16 protein-coding genes are annotated in these 15531 nt (G+C 34.8%); 9 read left to right on the top strand and 7 right to left on the bottom strand.

The window, feature by feature from the left end; translation table 11 throughout:
- Window positions 1–51 precede the first annotated feature (51 nt).
- Complete coding sequence (locus JO178_RS00595; RefSeq protein WP_291930354.1) at window positions 52–1413, bottom strand: HAMP domain-containing sensor histidine kinase; 1362 nt, start codon at window positions 1411–1413, stop codon at window positions 52–54.
- Window positions 1414–1415: 2 nt separating this feature from the next.
- Window positions 1416–2090 (bottom strand): response regulator transcription factor, encoded by a 675-nt coding sequence (locus tag JO178_RS00590; protein ID WP_291930525.1) that lies wholly within the window; start codon window positions 2088–2090, stop codon window positions 1416–1418.
- A gap of 146 nt (window positions 2091–2236) precedes the next feature.
- Between JO178_RS00590 and rmuC the strand changes: the two genes are divergently transcribed.
- The 6 genes from rmuC to JO178_RS00560 all read left to right on the top strand — a co-directional run bounded on the left by rmuC (window position 2237) and on the right by JO178_RS00560 (window position 8341).
- The gene (gene rmuC / locus JO178_RS00585) at window positions 2237–3736 is read left to right on the top strand and encodes a DNA recombination protein RmuC (protein WP_291930352.1); all 1500 of its coding nucleotides are present in this window, start codon (window positions 2237–2239) and stop codon (window positions 3734–3736) included.
- Window positions 3737–3741: 5 nt separating this feature from the next.
- On the top strand, window positions 3742–4146 hold the full coding sequence (locus JO178_RS00580) for a hypothetical protein (protein WP_291930350.1): 405 nt from the start codon (window positions 3742–3744) through the stop codon (window positions 4144–4146).
- A gap of 515 nt (window positions 4147–4661) precedes the next feature.
- Window positions 4662–5678: an AraC family transcriptional regulator gene (locus JO178_RS00575; protein WP_291930348.1), complete on the top strand. Its 1017-nt coding sequence runs from the start codon at window positions 4662–4664 to the stop codon at window positions 5676–5678.
- A 144-nt stretch (window positions 5679–5822) separates the two neighbouring features.
- Window positions 5823–6671 carry a LytTR family DNA-binding domain-containing protein gene (locus tag JO178_RS00570; RefSeq protein ID WP_291930346.1) on the top strand — a complete coding sequence of 283 codons (849 nt, stop codon included), beginning with the start codon at window positions 5823–5825 and terminating at the stop codon, window positions 6669–6671.
- A gap of 81 nt (window positions 6672–6752) precedes the next feature.
- A complete protein-coding gene (locus JO178_RS00565) occupies window positions 6753–7553 on the top strand; it encodes a CPBP family intramembrane glutamic endopeptidase (RefSeq protein WP_291930344.1) in 801 nt (266 codons plus the stop codon).
- Between the two features lie 20 nt (window positions 7554–7573).
- Window positions 7574–8341 (top strand): RNA methyltransferase, encoded by a 768-nt coding sequence (locus JO178_RS00560; RefSeq protein WP_291930342.1) that lies wholly within the window; start codon window positions 7574–7576, stop codon window positions 8339–8341.
- Window positions 8342–8473: 132 nt separating this feature from the next.
- Here JO178_RS00560 and JO178_RS00555 read toward each other — a convergent pair whose 3' ends face one another.
- Entirely contained in the window at window positions 8474–8812 is a 339-nt protein-coding gene (locus JO178_RS00555) for a hypothetical protein (RefSeq protein ID WP_291930340.1), read from the bottom strand.
- A 184-nt stretch (window positions 8813–8996) separates the two neighbouring features.
- Here JO178_RS00555 and JO178_RS00550 point away from each other — a divergent pair, with 184 nt between their 5' ends.
- Entirely contained in the window at window positions 8997–10178 is a 1182-nt protein-coding gene (locus JO178_RS00550; RefSeq protein WP_291930338.1) for a hypothetical protein, read from the top strand.
- Complete coding sequence (locus JO178_RS00545; RefSeq protein WP_291930336.1) at window positions 10162–10740, top strand: hypothetical protein; 579 nt, start codon at window positions 10162–10164, stop codon at window positions 10738–10740. Before JO178_RS00550 ends, JO178_RS00545 begins: the two co-directional genes overlap by 17 nt.
- Here JO178_RS00545 and JO178_RS00540 read toward each other — a convergent pair.
- Entirely contained in the window at window positions 10689–11264 is a 576-nt protein-coding gene (locus JO178_RS00540) for a 5-formyltetrahydrofolate cyclo-ligase (RefSeq protein WP_291930333.1), read from the bottom strand. The two genes, JO178_RS00545 and JO178_RS00540, sit on opposite strands and share 52 nt — an antisense overlap.
- A gap of 49 nt (window positions 11265–11313) precedes the next feature.
- Window positions 11314–12684, bottom strand: coding sequence for a rhodanese-related sulfurtransferase (locus tag JO178_RS00535; RefSeq protein ID WP_291930331.1), 1371 nt, complete (start codon window positions 12682–12684; stop codon window positions 11314–11316).
- A 340-nt stretch (window positions 12685–13024) separates the two neighbouring features.
- Between JO178_RS00535 and JO178_RS00530 the strand changes: the two genes are divergently transcribed.
- On the top strand, window positions 13025–14560 hold the full coding sequence (locus JO178_RS00530) for a trypsin-like peptidase domain-containing protein (RefSeq protein ID WP_291930329.1): 1536 nt from the start codon (window positions 13025–13027) through the stop codon (window positions 14558–14560).
- Window positions 14561–14628: 68 nt separating this feature from the next.
- On the opposite strand, the gene JO178_RS00525 is transcribed toward JO178_RS00530, so the two are convergent.
- Window positions 14629–15084 (bottom strand): hypothetical protein, encoded by a 456-nt coding sequence (locus JO178_RS00525; protein WP_291930327.1) that lies wholly within the window; start codon window positions 15082–15084, stop codon window positions 14629–14631.
- Window positions 15084–15464, bottom strand: coding sequence for a RidA family protein (locus JO178_RS00520; protein WP_291930325.1), 381 nt, complete (start codon window positions 15462–15464; stop codon window positions 15084–15086). The genes JO178_RS00525 and JO178_RS00520 overlap by 1 nt, the downstream gene beginning before the upstream one ends.
- Window positions 15465–15531 lie beyond the last annotated feature (67 nt).

Here is a 15531-nt window from a genome sequence, read left to right as displayed (position 1 = left end):
TTATAAGAAAATATATTTCAATACATACGGCAGTATGCTAAACGATTGTTTTTAAACATTGGGAGGAAAGACAAGCAGAACATTGGTACCCACATTTATCAGGGAATTAATATTCATTGCTATATGATGGTGGTCGAAAATATTTTTAGAAAGAGATAATCCAATCCCGCTACCTTTAATACGATCCACATTTTTACCTCTATAGAATGTTTCGGTAATTTTCACAAGATCTTCAGCAGGAATTCCCTTTCCTTCATCTTTCACTTCAATATTCAACAGATTATTTTTTTCAGAAAGAATAATAATAACAGGCTTATCATGAGAATACTTGATGGCATTTTCTACAATATTGTATAAAGCAAGATACAATAGTGTTTCATTTCCCGGAAATTCTAACAATGCCGGATTGGCAACCTGAAGCTGGATCTTAATAGAAGAATGCTGCTCTTTGGCTTTGGACTCTAGTTTTTCATAAATCTTCCAGACCAGCTCATCTATCCTTACCTGCTTATGTGACGACTCAAGTTTAGTCATTCCGGACATCAGCAGAAGGTTATTAAGAATATTTTCAATCTCAAATACATGGTCAAGAGATTCTCTGGCTACTTTTCTGTATTCTTCCGGTGTCCTGTCCTTTTGGGCAAAGACTTCCAGATTTCCTGAAATGGCTGCCAAAGGAGTTTTAAATTCATGAGAAACATAATTAATAAAATTCTGCTGCAACAGCATGCTTTCGGAAATCCTGCTTAATAATTTATTGTAAGATTTGATTAAGTCTTCAATTTCATCATTGGTATTGGTAGAAGTAATTGCAGTAGAAATGTCATGATAATCCACCGCATTAATGCGCTTTACTACATTAGAAATAGGCTTATATACTATTTTCGAAAGATATCTGCTCAGAAAATAAATAGCCAGTAAACCAAGGATCAGTACAGAAATTATAATAATAGAAAGCCTGATCATCTGAGCCTGAAATGAATCGTTTGGTGATTTTACAAAAACAACAAAATCGCCCTGATTATCCGGGTAAAAGATCCCGTAATAAAAGTTATTATCAGACATAAACTGCAGTCCTTTGTTATTTCTGACAGTCTGCAGATGCTGTTTCTTGATATTTTTATCATTCAGATTCTGCCCGAAAGTAACTTCATTATTCTGATTATAAACCGCTACTCTTTTGTTCTGGATAAGATGATTATATTCTTTTTTGATCTGAGCATGTCTGTCTTTCGGAAGTTCATCTTTTTCAAGATAATAGATTGCGGAAATAAGTGCTGTATTCCTCAGTTTTTCAAAATAAAAAATCTTGGTACTATCATAATACGCAAAGAATATCACGGCAAATGTAATGATGGAAACAATGCCAAATGAAAGGCTTGAAATAAGAGTAAATCTGTTTCTGAGAGTCATTTTCAGTCTTTAATTAAATATCCTGTCCCTTTTACGGTATGAATAATCTTCTGATCCTTTTCTTCAATTTTATTACGGATATAGGAAATATATACATCCACCACATTCGTGGTATTGTCAAAATCTATTCCCCAGACATTATGCAGGATCTGGGTTCTGCTCAGTACTTTATTTTTATTTTCCATCAGAAAAGTAAAAAGCTTATACTCTGTGGGAGAAAATTCGATTTCTTTACCATTCTGTGTCACCGTATGCAGATCTGTATCCACAATAATATTTCCACATGACAAAAGCTGATTTTCCTTTTGATAGCTTAGTTTATTACGTCTGGTTAAAGCTTTAATCCTTGAAATAAGCTCTTCAAAATGAAAAGGTTTGGATAAGTAATCATCTGCTCCCAGATCCAGCATTTTTATTTTATCATCAGGACTATTTAATGCACTGAGAACGATAATCGGGGTATAGTTTCCTTTAAACCTGATAATTTGTGTCAACTGCATTCCATCGAGTCCGGGAAGCATAATATCCATTAAAATAATGTCAAAATCATATGTGGTAATAATTTCTCTTGCTTTTTCTCCGGAGTCGGCAAGGGTAATATTGTAGCCTGTTTCGGTAAGCCCTTTTATAAGGAAATTACTAATTCTCTGATCATCCTCTACCAACAAAATATTCATATGTCTCTGAAATTTCCTATAAATATAGGTATTCTTTAGAGAAAGAGACTGCCATAAGAAAGTCATCGCTTCAGGAAAAAACGAAATAACCTTCAGGGATTGATCTCCTGATACCAACTTCCAGCCTTTTTTCATAATTTTGAAAAATGGAGATGATATATTTAATTATTGGATTTATTGCCGGCGGAATACTGGGAGCAGTTATTTTATATTTTGCTTTAAAATCATCAATGGTTTCGAGAAGTTCTTATGATCAGCTAAATAGTGCATATATAAAAATCAATTCTGATCTGGAAAATGCCGATCTGAAAATTCAGGAACTACATCGTGGAAACGAAAAAGAGAAAGAACAAAATCTTCTGCATCAGGACTTATTAAATGATCTGAAAAATGAATTTGCTAAAATCTCCGCAGAACACACCTCGCTAAATACCCAATTCCAGGAACTGAAACAGGTCAGCATCAAACAGGCGTCTTATATAGATGCACTGGTTTTAGAAAAACAGGATCTTTTTGCTAAAAACGCCGATCTTTCAGCTAGAAATGAAAGCCTTCAACAGTCGCTGAACATTCAAAAAGAAGAGATTACAAAGATTCAGGAAGATTCAAAAATACAGTTTGAAAATTTAGCTAATAAAATTCTGGAAGAAAAAACTGAAAAATTTACGGCTTTAAATCAAAATAATTTAAAAAATATTCTTGACCCGTTTCAGGAAAAAATTGCTGAATTAAAGAACAAAGTCAATGAAGCTTATGAAAAAGAAAATAAAGAGCGTTTTTCTCTGGCTGAAAAAGTAAAAGAACTGGCCGAACTTAATCAGCAGATCTCTGAGGATGCTAAAAAATTAACCCGTGCTCTAAAAGGCGAGAGCAAAACCCAGGGAAACTGGGGAGAAATGATTCTGGAAAGCATCCTCGAAAAATCAGGACTGGTAAAAGGCAGGGAATATTTCCTGGAACATGAGCTTCGTGATGAAGACAACAACGCCTTATTTTCTGAATTTTCAGGTAAAAAGATGCGCCCTGATGCTGTTGTAAAATACCCTGATGAAAGAAATGTCATTATTGATTCTAAAGTCTCGCTGACTGCCTTTACAGATCTGGTAGACGAAACCGATCCCGAAGTATATATTATCAAATTGAATCAACATCTGGGTTCAATAAAAAACCATATCAATCAGCTGAGTCAGAAAGCTTATGACGATTACGGAAAATCACTTGATTTTGTCATGATGTTCATCCCAAGTGAGCCGGCCTATATTGCGGCCATGCAAGCAGACCAGAACCTTTGGAACTACGCTTACGAGAGAAGAATACTGTTATTAAACCCAAGCAATCTGATCACTTCACTCAAACTTATAGCAGATCTCTGGAAGCGTGAATATCAGAACAGAAATTCTATGGAGATTGCTGAGCGTGGTGCAAAACTCTATGACAAATTTGTAGGCTTTGTGGAAAACCTTGAAAAAGTAGGAAGAAATCTTGATCAGGCCAAGAATGTTTACAATGATGCCTATAAGCAGCTTCATACCGGGAATGACAACCTGATTATTCAGACACAGAAACTGAAATCACTCGGCATTAAAAACAAAAAAGATCTGCCACCAAGCCTCATTGACAATGGTATTATAGAAACCGAAAACTAATTCCCATGAAAAAGCCTTACTTCATTCTTCTGATCAGTTTAATTCTTTTTATTGCATCTCTTCCTTTTCCGGCAGTGTATGTCAAAGATGATTCAATGTATGGCTTAGCATGTCTTTTATTGGGATGGGCAGAAATGGATGGCGGTGGTATCGCCTGGCTGGCCAATCCGCTCATTTTTTTTACAGCACTTTTCTTTTTAATGCGTAAAACAAAAATATCCTTACTCCTCAGTCTTCTTAGTCTTTTCCTTATGCTGTGTTATCTGTCTGTCGGGGAAATTACTACAGATGAGGCCGGGCACAAATCTCCTGTAACAGGCTACGGTCCCGGATATTTTCTCTGGGTAGCCAGTTGCCTGACTCTTTTCATAGGCAACCTGGTTTCTTTAAGGTCTCAGAAAAAAATTTAAAACAATACATTAAATTAAAAATCCCGGACACTTTAAAAATAGTTTTATTCGTATCCGGGATCAACATTAAGATTGAAAATTAAATTAACAATCAAAACTTCGAAATGTACTTGTAATTTTTAGTTTTTCAGGTCTTATATCGTAGAAGATTATTAGTTTAAATTTTTTCCATCATTTGATTATAAATCAACGATAATCCGGTTGCTCATTATCATTGATGGGAAGTCATCAGTATGTTTTCAGAATCAGCAGAGTATATGATCCTTTTTTTAAACCATTTCCTCTAAGTCTCTCATATCATTTATATGGGCAAAATTAAAACTTATATATATGTTGTCAAATCAACAGTAAAATCATATTGGAAAAATGACTGAAACCAAGATAACATACTGTTTATAAGATTTTTAAACTAATCATTTTATGAAAATGATTAATTACTTTGTACAAAAAAATTTAGACGCTATATTTGCGGCATCGTAAATAAGCGGATATAAGCTGACTGAACACACGCTGCAATGAGAATTAGTCAATATTACAACAACAGAATACATACGTTAAAGAAACAGCTGATAGAAACTTATTTATTCATTCTGGTTATTTTCCATATCATCTCTATTTATATTTATCTGTTCTGGCTGAAAAACACCGCTCCTATTTATTATTTTGCGGCCGCTTTAATCTTTTATATTTATTCTTATGTACTGATCAGAAGAAATGTTAATATTTCAAGGGTAGTCAATGCTTATCTACATTTCAGCTCACTTCACATTTCTATTATTATCCTGAATTTTATTGATGATTCCATAGTAGGATTTATATGGCTTATCCCCATGCCTGTTTGTGCCTATGTATTTTTAAAAAGAAAAATGGTGATTTATTATATGTTTTATACTATTTTTCTGATGGTTTTCATCGTAATTTATGCGAGATATTTTGACCATCATTTCTATACGTATGATAAAAAATACCTTCATTCTACCAATATTGCCGCTGTAGCTGCTAATTTTTCGCTTATTTGTTTATTTATATTTTACAAGCTGAAGATAAGTCATCTAGAATCCCGAGCTTTTGTATATGATATTAAAAGCAAACTGAAAGAAAAACAAAAATACAGGAAGGATTTTTCATTGGATGAAAACACTACCTATACTTCTGACAGGCAAAAAAATGAAGTTCCTATCGATCATGATAAGCTTGAGAATTTATTCCTGGAATTGGACAACTACATTAGAAACAATAATTATTTTACGAATCCTTCTATTAAAATATCAGGCTTATGTTCGGATCTGAACACAAATGTGAACTATCTTTCGAGGGCTATAGACTACAGAGGATATAAAAATTTTAATCAGTATATTAATTCACTAAGAATTGCGCATGTAAAGACGCTGATGAAGACCTCAGATTTAAATAAGGTCACTTTAATGTATATTTATACAGAAGCAGGTTTCACCAGTCAGGTGACATTCAACAGGGTTTTCAAGCAATTTGAAGGCATTACTCCAAGCGAATACATGAATGGTTTGTTATAAGCTGCCACTCTAAAAATTAAAACATCCATCTTTCAGTTTTCGGTTACAAATTTTACTTACTTTTACAAAAACAGTCATAAGACTTTTCAAATAATAGATGAGAGCTATTGATAAAGAAGATTAAAATATTTAAAAAACCGCAAAATGACTAATTTATTCTCCTTTACTTCCTATTCCTATCCGAAATCTGAATCTCTTAAAGAGATTTCACTATCTTCATTTTCTGCCGGAATTTTAATTTATCTCATGCTGATCAGTCTTCAGCCTTTTGGAACCGAAAGCTTTCAGCATCCTTATAAATATCTGCTGTTATTCCCCTATACTATTATTTTCAGTACTGCTTTTCTTATTATAAATGTTATGGTAAGCTCATTCAGCAATTGGAATCTTGGTTCAGAACTTGTAAAAATATGGACGGTTTTATTGTTAGGTTCTGTTGGAGCATACTTTTATAATACGCTCTGTTTAAGTCATGTAAAATTAAGTTTTGAAAACTATTTTTATATGCTGTTTTATTGTCTGGCAATAGGCATTCCGGTTTCTGTTATTTATGTATTGTCACGATATATTTATTTAAAAACTCTACATAAAAAAACCGCTGAAGATATTCCGCAGCCACTTTCCGGTAAAACAACCGTCATTGAAAGCAGACAGGTTATTATTTCCGCTGGTAATGAAAAATTAAGCATCCCTGAAGATTGTTTTCTTTATGCCCAATCTATGGAAAACTATTGCATACTTTTCTTTTCAGAAAATCAGACTATAAAAAAACATATGATCAGAATCAGCCTTGCAAATCTTCTGGATCAGATTGAATCCCCTGCTATCAAAAAATGTCACCGCTCTTATATTGTTAATTTAAACAAGGTAATTCATAGTAAAGGAAATGCGCAGGGCTACAGACTGACGTTACCTGAAAATGATATTGAAGTGCCGGTTTCCCGAAGTTTCATTTCGACAATTATCCCTGAATTAAAACAATACAGGAAATAAAATTTGTCACCGGTCACTATTTTTTGTCATTCATCACTTCTATTTGACAGCTTATTCTTAAAGTCGCATTTTTGTTGAAAAATGACTAAATCAAGCAAACCCATCCTCTTTTTTTCAATTTTCATCTTTGGATTTTTGATCTATTACTTCTTTGATCTCTTCTGTTTCAGAAGCATTCAGAATTTTTCAAAAACGGTATTTCACAGCAAAGCTGCAGCCCATGTTATCGCCTATTCCGTTACTTTAATTCCATTGATCATTGCTTTAAAAATTTTATTTCCTGAAAGAAATATTTTTGATCTGTTTTCTTTAAACAATTCCTTAATAAAAGGACTCATACTGGCATTTGCAGGAACTCTTCCCATGATCACAGGATATATGATTCATTTTCGTCTGATTTCCAAAATAGATTTTGAATCCTTATTCATCAATACCATTTCTTCTGCTTTTTTTGAAGAACTTATCTTCAGAGCATATCTGATCGGAATTTTATTCAGATTCAGCAGGCTGGGATTCTTATCTTCCGTGGTATTAGGATCTTTATTATTTGCTCAGGTTCATTTGTATCAGAGCCGTGATATAATGGAACTTACAGAAATCTTTGCGATCACATTCTTAGGCTCTGTATTTTTTGCATGGGTATATTCTGAACAGGAATTCAATATCTGGACAGCCATATTCATCCATTTCTTTATGAACCTCTATTGGGAACTTTTTAATGTTTCAGACAATGTTTCGGGAAATCTATACGGCAACCTATATAAACTTATTTCACTTGTATTGATTGTTACCTTAACGGTGTATGATAAAAAAAGAAAAAATAAACCCTTTCAGATTACCAGGAAAAACCTTTTTATAAAAACCAGGCAAATACAATCATAAATTTTGCATAATTTTGCGGAATGTTGATAGAAAGCTTTCAAAACGATAAAATAAAAAATGTCACTAAACTTCTTACTGACAACCGATTCCGTAAAAAATCAAACGTATTTGTTGTAGAAGGGCAACAGGAGAATGAAAGAGCTGCCCGGTATCATTTTGAGCCTCTGGAGTACTTTATTTCTGAAAATATCTTTACAGGAAAGCTCCCTGAAGGGAAAATCCATTATGTAAGTGAGAAAATATATGAAAAAATAGCTTACCGAGGCAGTTCTGAAGGGATTATCGGGATATATCAGGCTAAGGAAACTCCTTTATCTTCATTTATCCCTAAGGAAAATGCTACGGTTATTATTGTGGAAGGAGTCGAAAAACCCGGTAATTTAGGAGCGATCTTAAGAAGCTGTGAAGCATTTGGAATTGATGCCCTTATTGTCGCCGACGGAAAAACGGATTTTTATAACCCTAATGTAATCCGTTCCAGTGTGGGTTGTCTTTTCGGAATGGAAGTTTATCAGGCAGAAAACGAAGAAACACTGGAATTTCTTCAGAAAAATAAATTCAATATATATACCACCCTTATGGATGAAACTGCGGAAGATCTTTATAAAAGAGATTTCACCCGGCGTTCTGCTGTTTTGTTCGGAACAGAACATTCGGGATTAAGTGAATTCTGGATAGGGAAAGGAAAAAACACCCTGATTCCGATGGCTGGAAGTATAGATTCTCTAAACCTGAGTAATGCCGTGGCCATTACCTGCTATGAATCATTAAAGCAAAGAAAAGGATAAACGATACCACCAGCAGCCTCATGTCTTTTTGAAGCAACTTTATTTCAGACTAAGATCACTGCCGGCTGTAAAGCATAAAAAAACCGTTTCACTGGGTGAAACGGTCCTTTTATTTTTAAGCGTAAGCTAAAATTATTTCTTAGCAGCTTCTTTAGTAGCGTCTTTAGCAGCATCAGCAGCTCCTTTAGCAGCGTCAGCAGCTCCTTTAGCAGCATCAGCAGCTCCTTTAGCAGCATCTTTAGCAACTTCAGCTCCAGCAGCAGTAGTAGCAGCAGCAGCATCTTTAGCAGCACCTACAGCAGTAGTAGCAGCAGAATCAACAACTTTAGCAGCAGAATCAACTACAACAGCAGCAGAATCAGCAGTTACAGCAGCTGAATCAGTAGCACCTTCAGTAGAAGTAGCTTCAGTTTTTTTACAAGCAACTAAAGAGATTGCAGCGATAGCAGCTACGAATAATGACTTTTTCATAATAAATTAAATTTAATTTTGTTAATATTGTTTTATAAAATTTTTCTTCTGTTCTGTTATTTGAACAAGACAAAGGTAGAGCAGTTAGAAAGTTTGTCTATGAAAAATAATTGTAATACCTTTGTAAAATAGTTTTACAAAAAAACATAGCTGATAATCAACAATTTAATTATTTTTAAAAAAATTGACAGATTTAGATCTACTACACTTTGAACAGCTAAAAAAGGACGTTCAGGGTCAATATTTAAAAGAATACACCCCTTCCTATGATGATATTTCAAAATGGAAGGGTATAGATATTATATATTTTCAGGAAGACCTTCGCAAAAAAGCAAAAGGAAACATCAGTGAAAAGTCATTTTATACCTATTTCAAAACATCACCGGTCACTAAATTACCCAGAATCGATATGCTCAATTTATTGAGTATTTATGCGGGTTATGACTCTTGGTACGAATTCAAAAAACAGCATCTTTTTGCAGGAGAATTATTACAGGAGAATGAAGATGTAGAAGAAGATGAAATTAGTGAACTTGAGAAAACGGTTGCTTCTGCCCCTGAACTCCCAAAAACTGAAAACACGGTCAAATATGCAGAGCAAAAAGCTCTCGAAAACATTGATTTACAAAAATCAAATACTGACAATCAGCAAGTTAAAACAAATCCGACAATTTCAACTGAACCTGAAAAATCATCTGAAATTAAAAAGAAAAATTTCGTAAAAAAGAATGCCTGGGCTCTTGTTACTTCCGTGCTGATAGCCATCACCGGTATTCTGGGATTTAAAGATGTACTTTTCTCAAAGACTTATAAATATTGTTTCATTGATAAAGACAGAGGTGTTAATGTCATCAACACACTGGATATTATGGTCATGAAGGAAAACGAGTCTCCGATTATGTATAAAATCAAACCCGGGGAATGCTTTTTCTACTCAACTAAGGACAAAAATCTGAAGATGCGTATTACAGCTCCTTTCTATGAACCTCTGGATGTTAACAGAAACCTGGAAAACGCCCCTGAAGAAGAGAAAATAGAACTTAAACCGGATGATTATAAGATGGCAGCCTACTACTTCTCTATTAAAGATATTAAAGGAGGCAATCCGGAAGAGCAGGTAGCTCTGATCAAACAAAAAAGGAATCAATTAGAAAACTTAATCAGCAATAATGCTATCATTTACCAGGTCTATGACAATGACACTTATGGTATAGAAAGACTGGATAAACAAAAATACATCACCCTGGTAACGACCCCTACTACATCATTAAAAAATCTGAATGTAATAGAAATGAAAAAGGACACCAATGGTAAAATCATATCTATCAAATTTAAAATCGCAACCACAGATGAAAAAAATAAATAATTTTTTAGCTTTTGCAGTCCTTCTTTTCGCAATTGTTGCCTGCAATAAAAAAACAGAAATAAGTGATCTGGAAAAACTCAGAAACAGCAATAATACCAAAAGCTACCCTGCTGTACAGATGGACAGTATGCAGGCTATTAATTCCATCACAAAACAAAAAGTTCAGGAATTGCTGGATCTCTCCACTCTTTATTTATCCGGAAACAGAAATACGGAAATCGACACTGTCATCTATTCACAGATGCAAAGTTATTTCCACAAACCGGACTCTTTAACGTTTAAGAGGCTTCTGAAGGAGCTGGACAGTATGAAAGTAAGATCTGTGAAAGTAAATAACCTCAATGTATATAAAGAGTTCTATAAAAAAGACACTTTAGATTATGCTAAATTCAATGTGGAATATTTTGACGGCAAGAATAAATCATTGGGAAGCTTTGAAAAAAACGCTCAGTATATTCTTCTCTCTACCCCAAAACTGAAAAAAGAATTTAAGTTTTATTTTCTGGATTTTTATTCCAGACCATTAAAGAAAGACAGCACGTCTGCAGGAGTTACCAAATAGTCTAAAGGAATATCATTTTCCCAGACATCATCAATATTTTCTTCGGGGTCAAAATAATTGACTCCGATTTTTTTTGTCTCTGCAGAAATATTTTGAAAAAGACCGTCATAGAAACCTTTCCCATAGCCTACTCTATTCCCTTTTCCATCACAATACAATAAGGGTGTAATGACATAATGGAAATTATTTTCCCCGGAATCCACATTGGACAAAGGTTCAGAAATTCCCCAGCTGTTGTGTTCAAATACGGTATCTTCAAACACCTCAATACTTATTAATTGGCCCTCCACTATTTTAGGCACATATACACGGATATTCTGCGCCAAAAAATATTGAATAAAGATTTTGGTATCCACCTCATTAAACTTCTCAATAGGAATAAAAATATGGACCTTCTGCCCTGAATAAGGCCGGAAATAAGTAAGGAAATGTTCTAAAATCTCTTCAGATAACAAGAAAGCCTCATCGCTAGACAAGGCTTTTCTTTTTTGCATATATTTTTTTCTAAGTTCAGCTTTTAACATAAGCGTTTCTTTTAACTGAAATATTTTTCATCAAACCCGCTTTTCTACATTATGCATTTTCAGCAGGCTGTACAATTTTATATAATTTGTCTGACAAGCGAACTCTGAACGGAAGCTCAAAAGTAATCTGATCGCCAGCTTTAGCTGTTTCACAAGGTCCGCCGTTAGCATACATCTCAGTAATGACAACTTCCTGTTCTCCTGTTGTAGGCCCAGAAATCAGCACTTTATCCCCCAATGAAAGCTCTTTATTTTCAATTAAAAACTGTGCGATTTTTGATTTTGAATAATAATGCTCTGCTTTACCAATTAAAACTTTTTTAACGGATATTTTCTGACGGATATTTTTTGTTTCCGCCTTTCCTAAAGTCTGAGTAGACAAATCTCCGGAGTTCTTAAACTTCAGAGCATCAGATTTTCCTTTTCTGAAAACTTTATTTCCAACCTGAAGTCCTTTTCTTAATTTCACCTGTTCGTCCCAGGGAAGATGAATAGTTTCAAGGCATTCCGTAGAACAACAGTTCTCCATGGCTGCTTTACATTCATCACATTGGATAAATAATAAATGACAGGCATCATTAGAACAATTCGTATGATTGTCACAAGGTTTACCACACTGGTGGCATTGTGAAATAATATCATCTGTAATTCGTTCTCCTAAACGGTGGTCAAATACAAAATTTTTACCAATAAACTTGCTCTTTATTCCCTCTTCTTTAATCTGACGGGTATATTCTATAATTCCCCCTTCCAGCTGAAAAACATTTTTAAAACCCTGATGTTTAAAATAAGCACTGGCTTTTTCACAACGAATTCCACCTGTACAATACATCAACAGGTTTTTATCTTCTTTAAAATCCTGTAACTGGTCATTGATAATTGGTAAACTTTCTCTGAAATTTTCCACATCCGGAGTAATAGCCCCTTCAAAATGGCCTACTTCACTTTCGTAGTGATTTCTGAAATCAACAACAATGGTGTTAGGATCAGAGAGCATATCATTGAACTCCTGGGCTCTTAAGTGAACCCCTTTGTTGGTCACATCAAAAGTATCATCATTCAGACCATCTGCAACAATTTTATTTCTGACCTTAATTGTTAATTTTAAAAACGAATAATTATCCTGGTCTACCGCTACATTCAAACGGATACCTTTCATAAAATCGTAAACTTCCAGCGTATCCCGAAAAGCCTCAAACTGATCAGCAGGAACACTCATCTGAGCATTAATTCCTTCATGGGCAACATAAATACGGCCAAGTGCATCCAGTGCATTCCAGGCTATAAATAAATCGTCACGAAATTGTTGGGGATTTTCAATTTTGGCATACGCATAGAAAGACAATGTAAGGCGTTCCTTACCAGCTTCTTCAATAAGTTGAGCTCTTTCTTCTGCGCTTAAGGTGTTATACAGTTGCATGCTATAAACGTTTTAAGTGAGAAAAATAATTTTTGCAAAGGTAATCATTTTTTAATTAAGTATATTTATAAGGCCGAAGAGCTCATCTGATAACAACCCATCAATAGCTATTCTTATCGGTGTATGAAGATACCGGTAAGCATTATTCTCTTTAAGAATTTTTTAATTTTTGTTAATATGAATGTTCACAATTACGACATAATATATAAAATGATATAATACCCGTTAAATTTTAGTTAAAAGTGAAACATAGCATACTAATTGCTTACTTATTTAACATTAAATTTGTTTACTCAAAAACATAAAAAAGAAATTAATTAATAAACAAGAAAGATATACAATGAAGAGTACTTTAAAAAAACTATTACCATTTGCAGTAGTCGGAGTTATCTCAGGAGCTACTACCGTTGGAGCCATACAATATTTCGGACATGGTACCAATAATGGAGATCAGTCTTATTTTACAACATCAGCACCCACCGCCTCATTTGCAGGAATGAATACTGGTGCTGCAGGTGATGATTTTGTTAAGGCGGCAAAAACAACCGTACCGGCTGTAGTTACAATTAAGAATTACCAGAATAAAACATCCAGCAGAGCATCGGAACAGGATCTGTTTGATTTCTTCTTCGGAGATCCTTTCGGAGGAGGAAGAGGCCAGCAGAGACAAAAGCAACAGCAGCAGGCTCCGGACAATATGCCTTCAGGAATGGGATCCGGTGTCATCATCTCGCCTGATGGATATATCATTTCCAACAACCACGTAGTAGCAGGTGCCAATAAGCTGGAAGTTGTATTAAGCAATAAAAAATCATACATTGCAACTTTAGTAGGAACTGATCCTAATACGGACATTTCTCTATTGAAAATTGAAGAAAAAGGACTTCCGTATTTAAATTTTGCCAATTCAGACAATATTGAAGTAGGACAATGGGTGCTTGCCGTAGGGAATCCGCTCGGATTAAACTCTACAGTAACTGCGGGTATTGTTTCAGCAAAAGGAAGAGGTATTGGTATTCTTGGAAGCCAGGGAAAAGCAGCTAACCCAATTGAAAGCTTTATCCAGACGGATGCTGCAATTAATCCGGGTAACTCAGGAGGTGCGCTGGTTAACACCAATGGAGATCTTATCGGGATCAACTCTGCAATTCAGTCTACCACGGGATATTATCAGGGGTACGGGTTTGCTATTCCTTCAAATCTGGCCAGAAAAATCATTGAAGATATCAAGAAATTCGGAATTGTACAGAGAGGATTCTTAGGTGTTCAGTCATTGGATCTTTCAGATGACCAGCAGGTAGCTATGTATAATCAGAAATTCAAAACCAATCTTAAATCAGGTTCCGGAATATATGTTACAGGATTTGGAGACAACAGCGGGGCTGAAGATGCAGGACTGAAAAAAGGAGATGTTATTACCAAAATAGACAATTATGACATTTCAGATTTTGCTGATTTATCGATGTCTATCGGAAGCAAGCGTCCCGGAGACAAAGTTCAGGTAACCTATTCTCGAAACGGCAAAGAAGGAACTACTAATGTAACCCTTAGAGACCAGAAAGGAGGTACTTCTACCAGAACAAAAGCAGACCTTAGTGTTACTGAAAAACTGGGAGCTGAATTTCAGAGTCTGGATGACAGAACTAAAGCATATTATGGTCTAACCAGTGGAATTATGGCTAAAAATGTTATTGAAGGAAGCGAAATAGCTAAAGCCGGTATTGTAGAAGGTTATATCATCACTGAAATTAACGGCAAGCCTGTAAATTCTCAGAAGGATGTGGAAACCTTACTAAATAAATTCTCAGGAACGGGCCAGATAAAATATATGGATGATTACGGAAGAAATTATCAAAGAGGATTCAAAATGCCTTAATTAAAAACAGACAATAGTCTTTTCATATCAACAAAAAAAGCGCTGCAAAATTTGCAGCGCTTTTTTATTTATTTGGGTTTATTCATTTTTTCAGCAATCCGTTTTTTCTTATTCCTTTCGTAAATAACTTCTACGATTTTACCTCCGATCCAGGAAAACGGAAAAAAGGTAAGGAAGATAGAAATCTTATAGAATGTAGGATGGTAAGGGAATATAATAATATCCAGCATGGCTATAAACAGCATAATAAAACCGATAAGAATAGCGTAAGCTACTTTAGCGTATTTAACAATAATTGCCGTAGCAACACCCCCTATTGTTGTTCCCAATCCGGAAATAAACAAAAGAAAGCCGAAGAAAGCCTTATCATCTTTCATACTGAAAAGGAACCTTTGCCAATGTTCAAACGGAGCAAAAGCTTCAAAGGTAACCCATTGCGGAAATGCTCTTATACCAAGAGTAATAATAAGCCCTGTAATTCCTAGGCCTATCAACACCGCAATTGTATTTCTTATAAAATTCATTAATCCTGATGTGCAATCATAGAAATTTCAATATCTACATTTTTGGGCAGACAAGAAACCTGTACTGTTTCACGTGCCGGATAGCTGTCTGCATCTAAATAAGAAGCATAAATATCATTCATCACAGCAAAATCATCCATACTTTTAAGGAAGATGGTAGCTTTTACAACGTTTTTAAAAGTCATTCCTGCTTCTGTAAGAATGGCTTCAAGGTTTTTCATTACCTGATGCGTTTCTTTTTCGATTCCCTCTACCAATTTACCAGTTGCAGGATCTACAGGAATCTGTCCGGAAATGTACAAAATTCCGTTAGCCATATTAGCTTGTGAATAAGGCCCGATAGCTGCAGGTGCATTCGCTGTGTTGATTATTTGTTTCATATGTGGATATTTATTTTTTTTCATATTCAATCGCTGAATACTGTTTTTTATTGCCCGGAATTTTTTC

The organism is Chryseobacterium sp., assembly GCF_019236175.1.
Taxonomy (GTDB): domain Bacteria; phylum Bacteroidota; class Bacteroidia; order Flavobacteriales; family Weeksellaceae; genus Chryseobacterium.
Note: the sequence above shows the minus strand (reverse complement) of the source record. Positions and strands in the feature narration are given on the sequence as shown.

Excerpts from the sequence above, each read along its gene's own strand:
- JO178_RS00590 (WP_291930525.1), bottom strand. The coding sequence starts at position 2,090 with ATGAATATTTTGTTGGTAGAGGATGATCAGAGAATTAGTAATTTCCTT.
- JO178_RS00560 (WP_291930342.1), top strand. The coding sequence starts at position 7,574 with ATGTTGATAGAAAGCTTTCAAAACGATAAAATAAAAAATGTCACTAAA.
- JO178_RS00520 (WP_291930325.1), bottom strand. The coding sequence starts at position 15,464 with ATGAAACAAATAATCAACACAGCGAATGCACCTGCAGCTATCGGGCCT.
- JO178_RS00530 (WP_291930329.1), top strand. The coding sequence starts at position 13,025 with ATGAAGAGTACTTTAAAAAAACTATTACCATTTGCAGTAGTCGGAGTT.
- JO178_RS00535 (WP_291930331.1), bottom strand. The coding sequence starts at position 12,684 with ATGCAACTGTATAACACCTTAAGCGCAGAAGAAAGAGCTCAACTTATT.
- JO178_RS00565 (WP_291930344.1), top strand. The coding sequence starts at position 6,753 with ATGACTAAATCAAGCAAACCCATCCTCTTTTTTTCAATTTTCATCTTT.
- JO178_RS00580 (WP_291930350.1), top strand. The coding sequence starts at position 3,742 with ATGAAAAAGCCTTACTTCATTCTTCTGATCAGTTTAATTCTTTTTATT.
- JO178_RS00575 (WP_291930348.1), top strand. The coding sequence starts at position 4,662 with ATGAGAATTAGTCAATATTACAACAACAGAATACATACGTTAAAGAAA.
- JO178_RS00525 (WP_291930327.1), bottom strand. The coding sequence starts at position 15,084 with ATGAATTTTATAAGAAATACAATTGCGGTGTTGATAGGCCTAGGAATT.
- JO178_RS00555 (WP_291930340.1), bottom strand. The coding sequence starts at position 8,812 with ATGAAAAAGTCATTATTCGTAGCTGCTATCGCTGCAATCTCTTTAGTT.
- JO178_RS00570 (WP_291930346.1), top strand. The coding sequence starts at position 5,823 with ATGACTAATTTATTCTCCTTTACTTCCTATTCCTATCCGAAATCTGAA.
- JO178_RS00540 (WP_291930333.1), bottom strand. The coding sequence starts at position 11,264 with ATGTTAAAAGCTGAACTTAGAAAAAAATATATGCAAAAAAGAAAAGCC.
- rmuC (WP_291930352.1), top strand. The coding sequence starts at position 2,237 with ATGGAGATGATATATTTAATTATTGGATTTATTGCCGGCGGAATACTG.
- JO178_RS00595 (WP_291930354.1), bottom strand. The coding sequence starts at position 1,413 with ATGACTCTCAGAAACAGATTTACTCTTATTTCAAGCCTTTCATTTGGC.
- JO178_RS00545 (WP_291930336.1), top strand. The coding sequence starts at position 10,162 with ATGAAAAAAATAAATAATTTTTTAGCTTTTGCAGTCCTTCTTTTCGCA.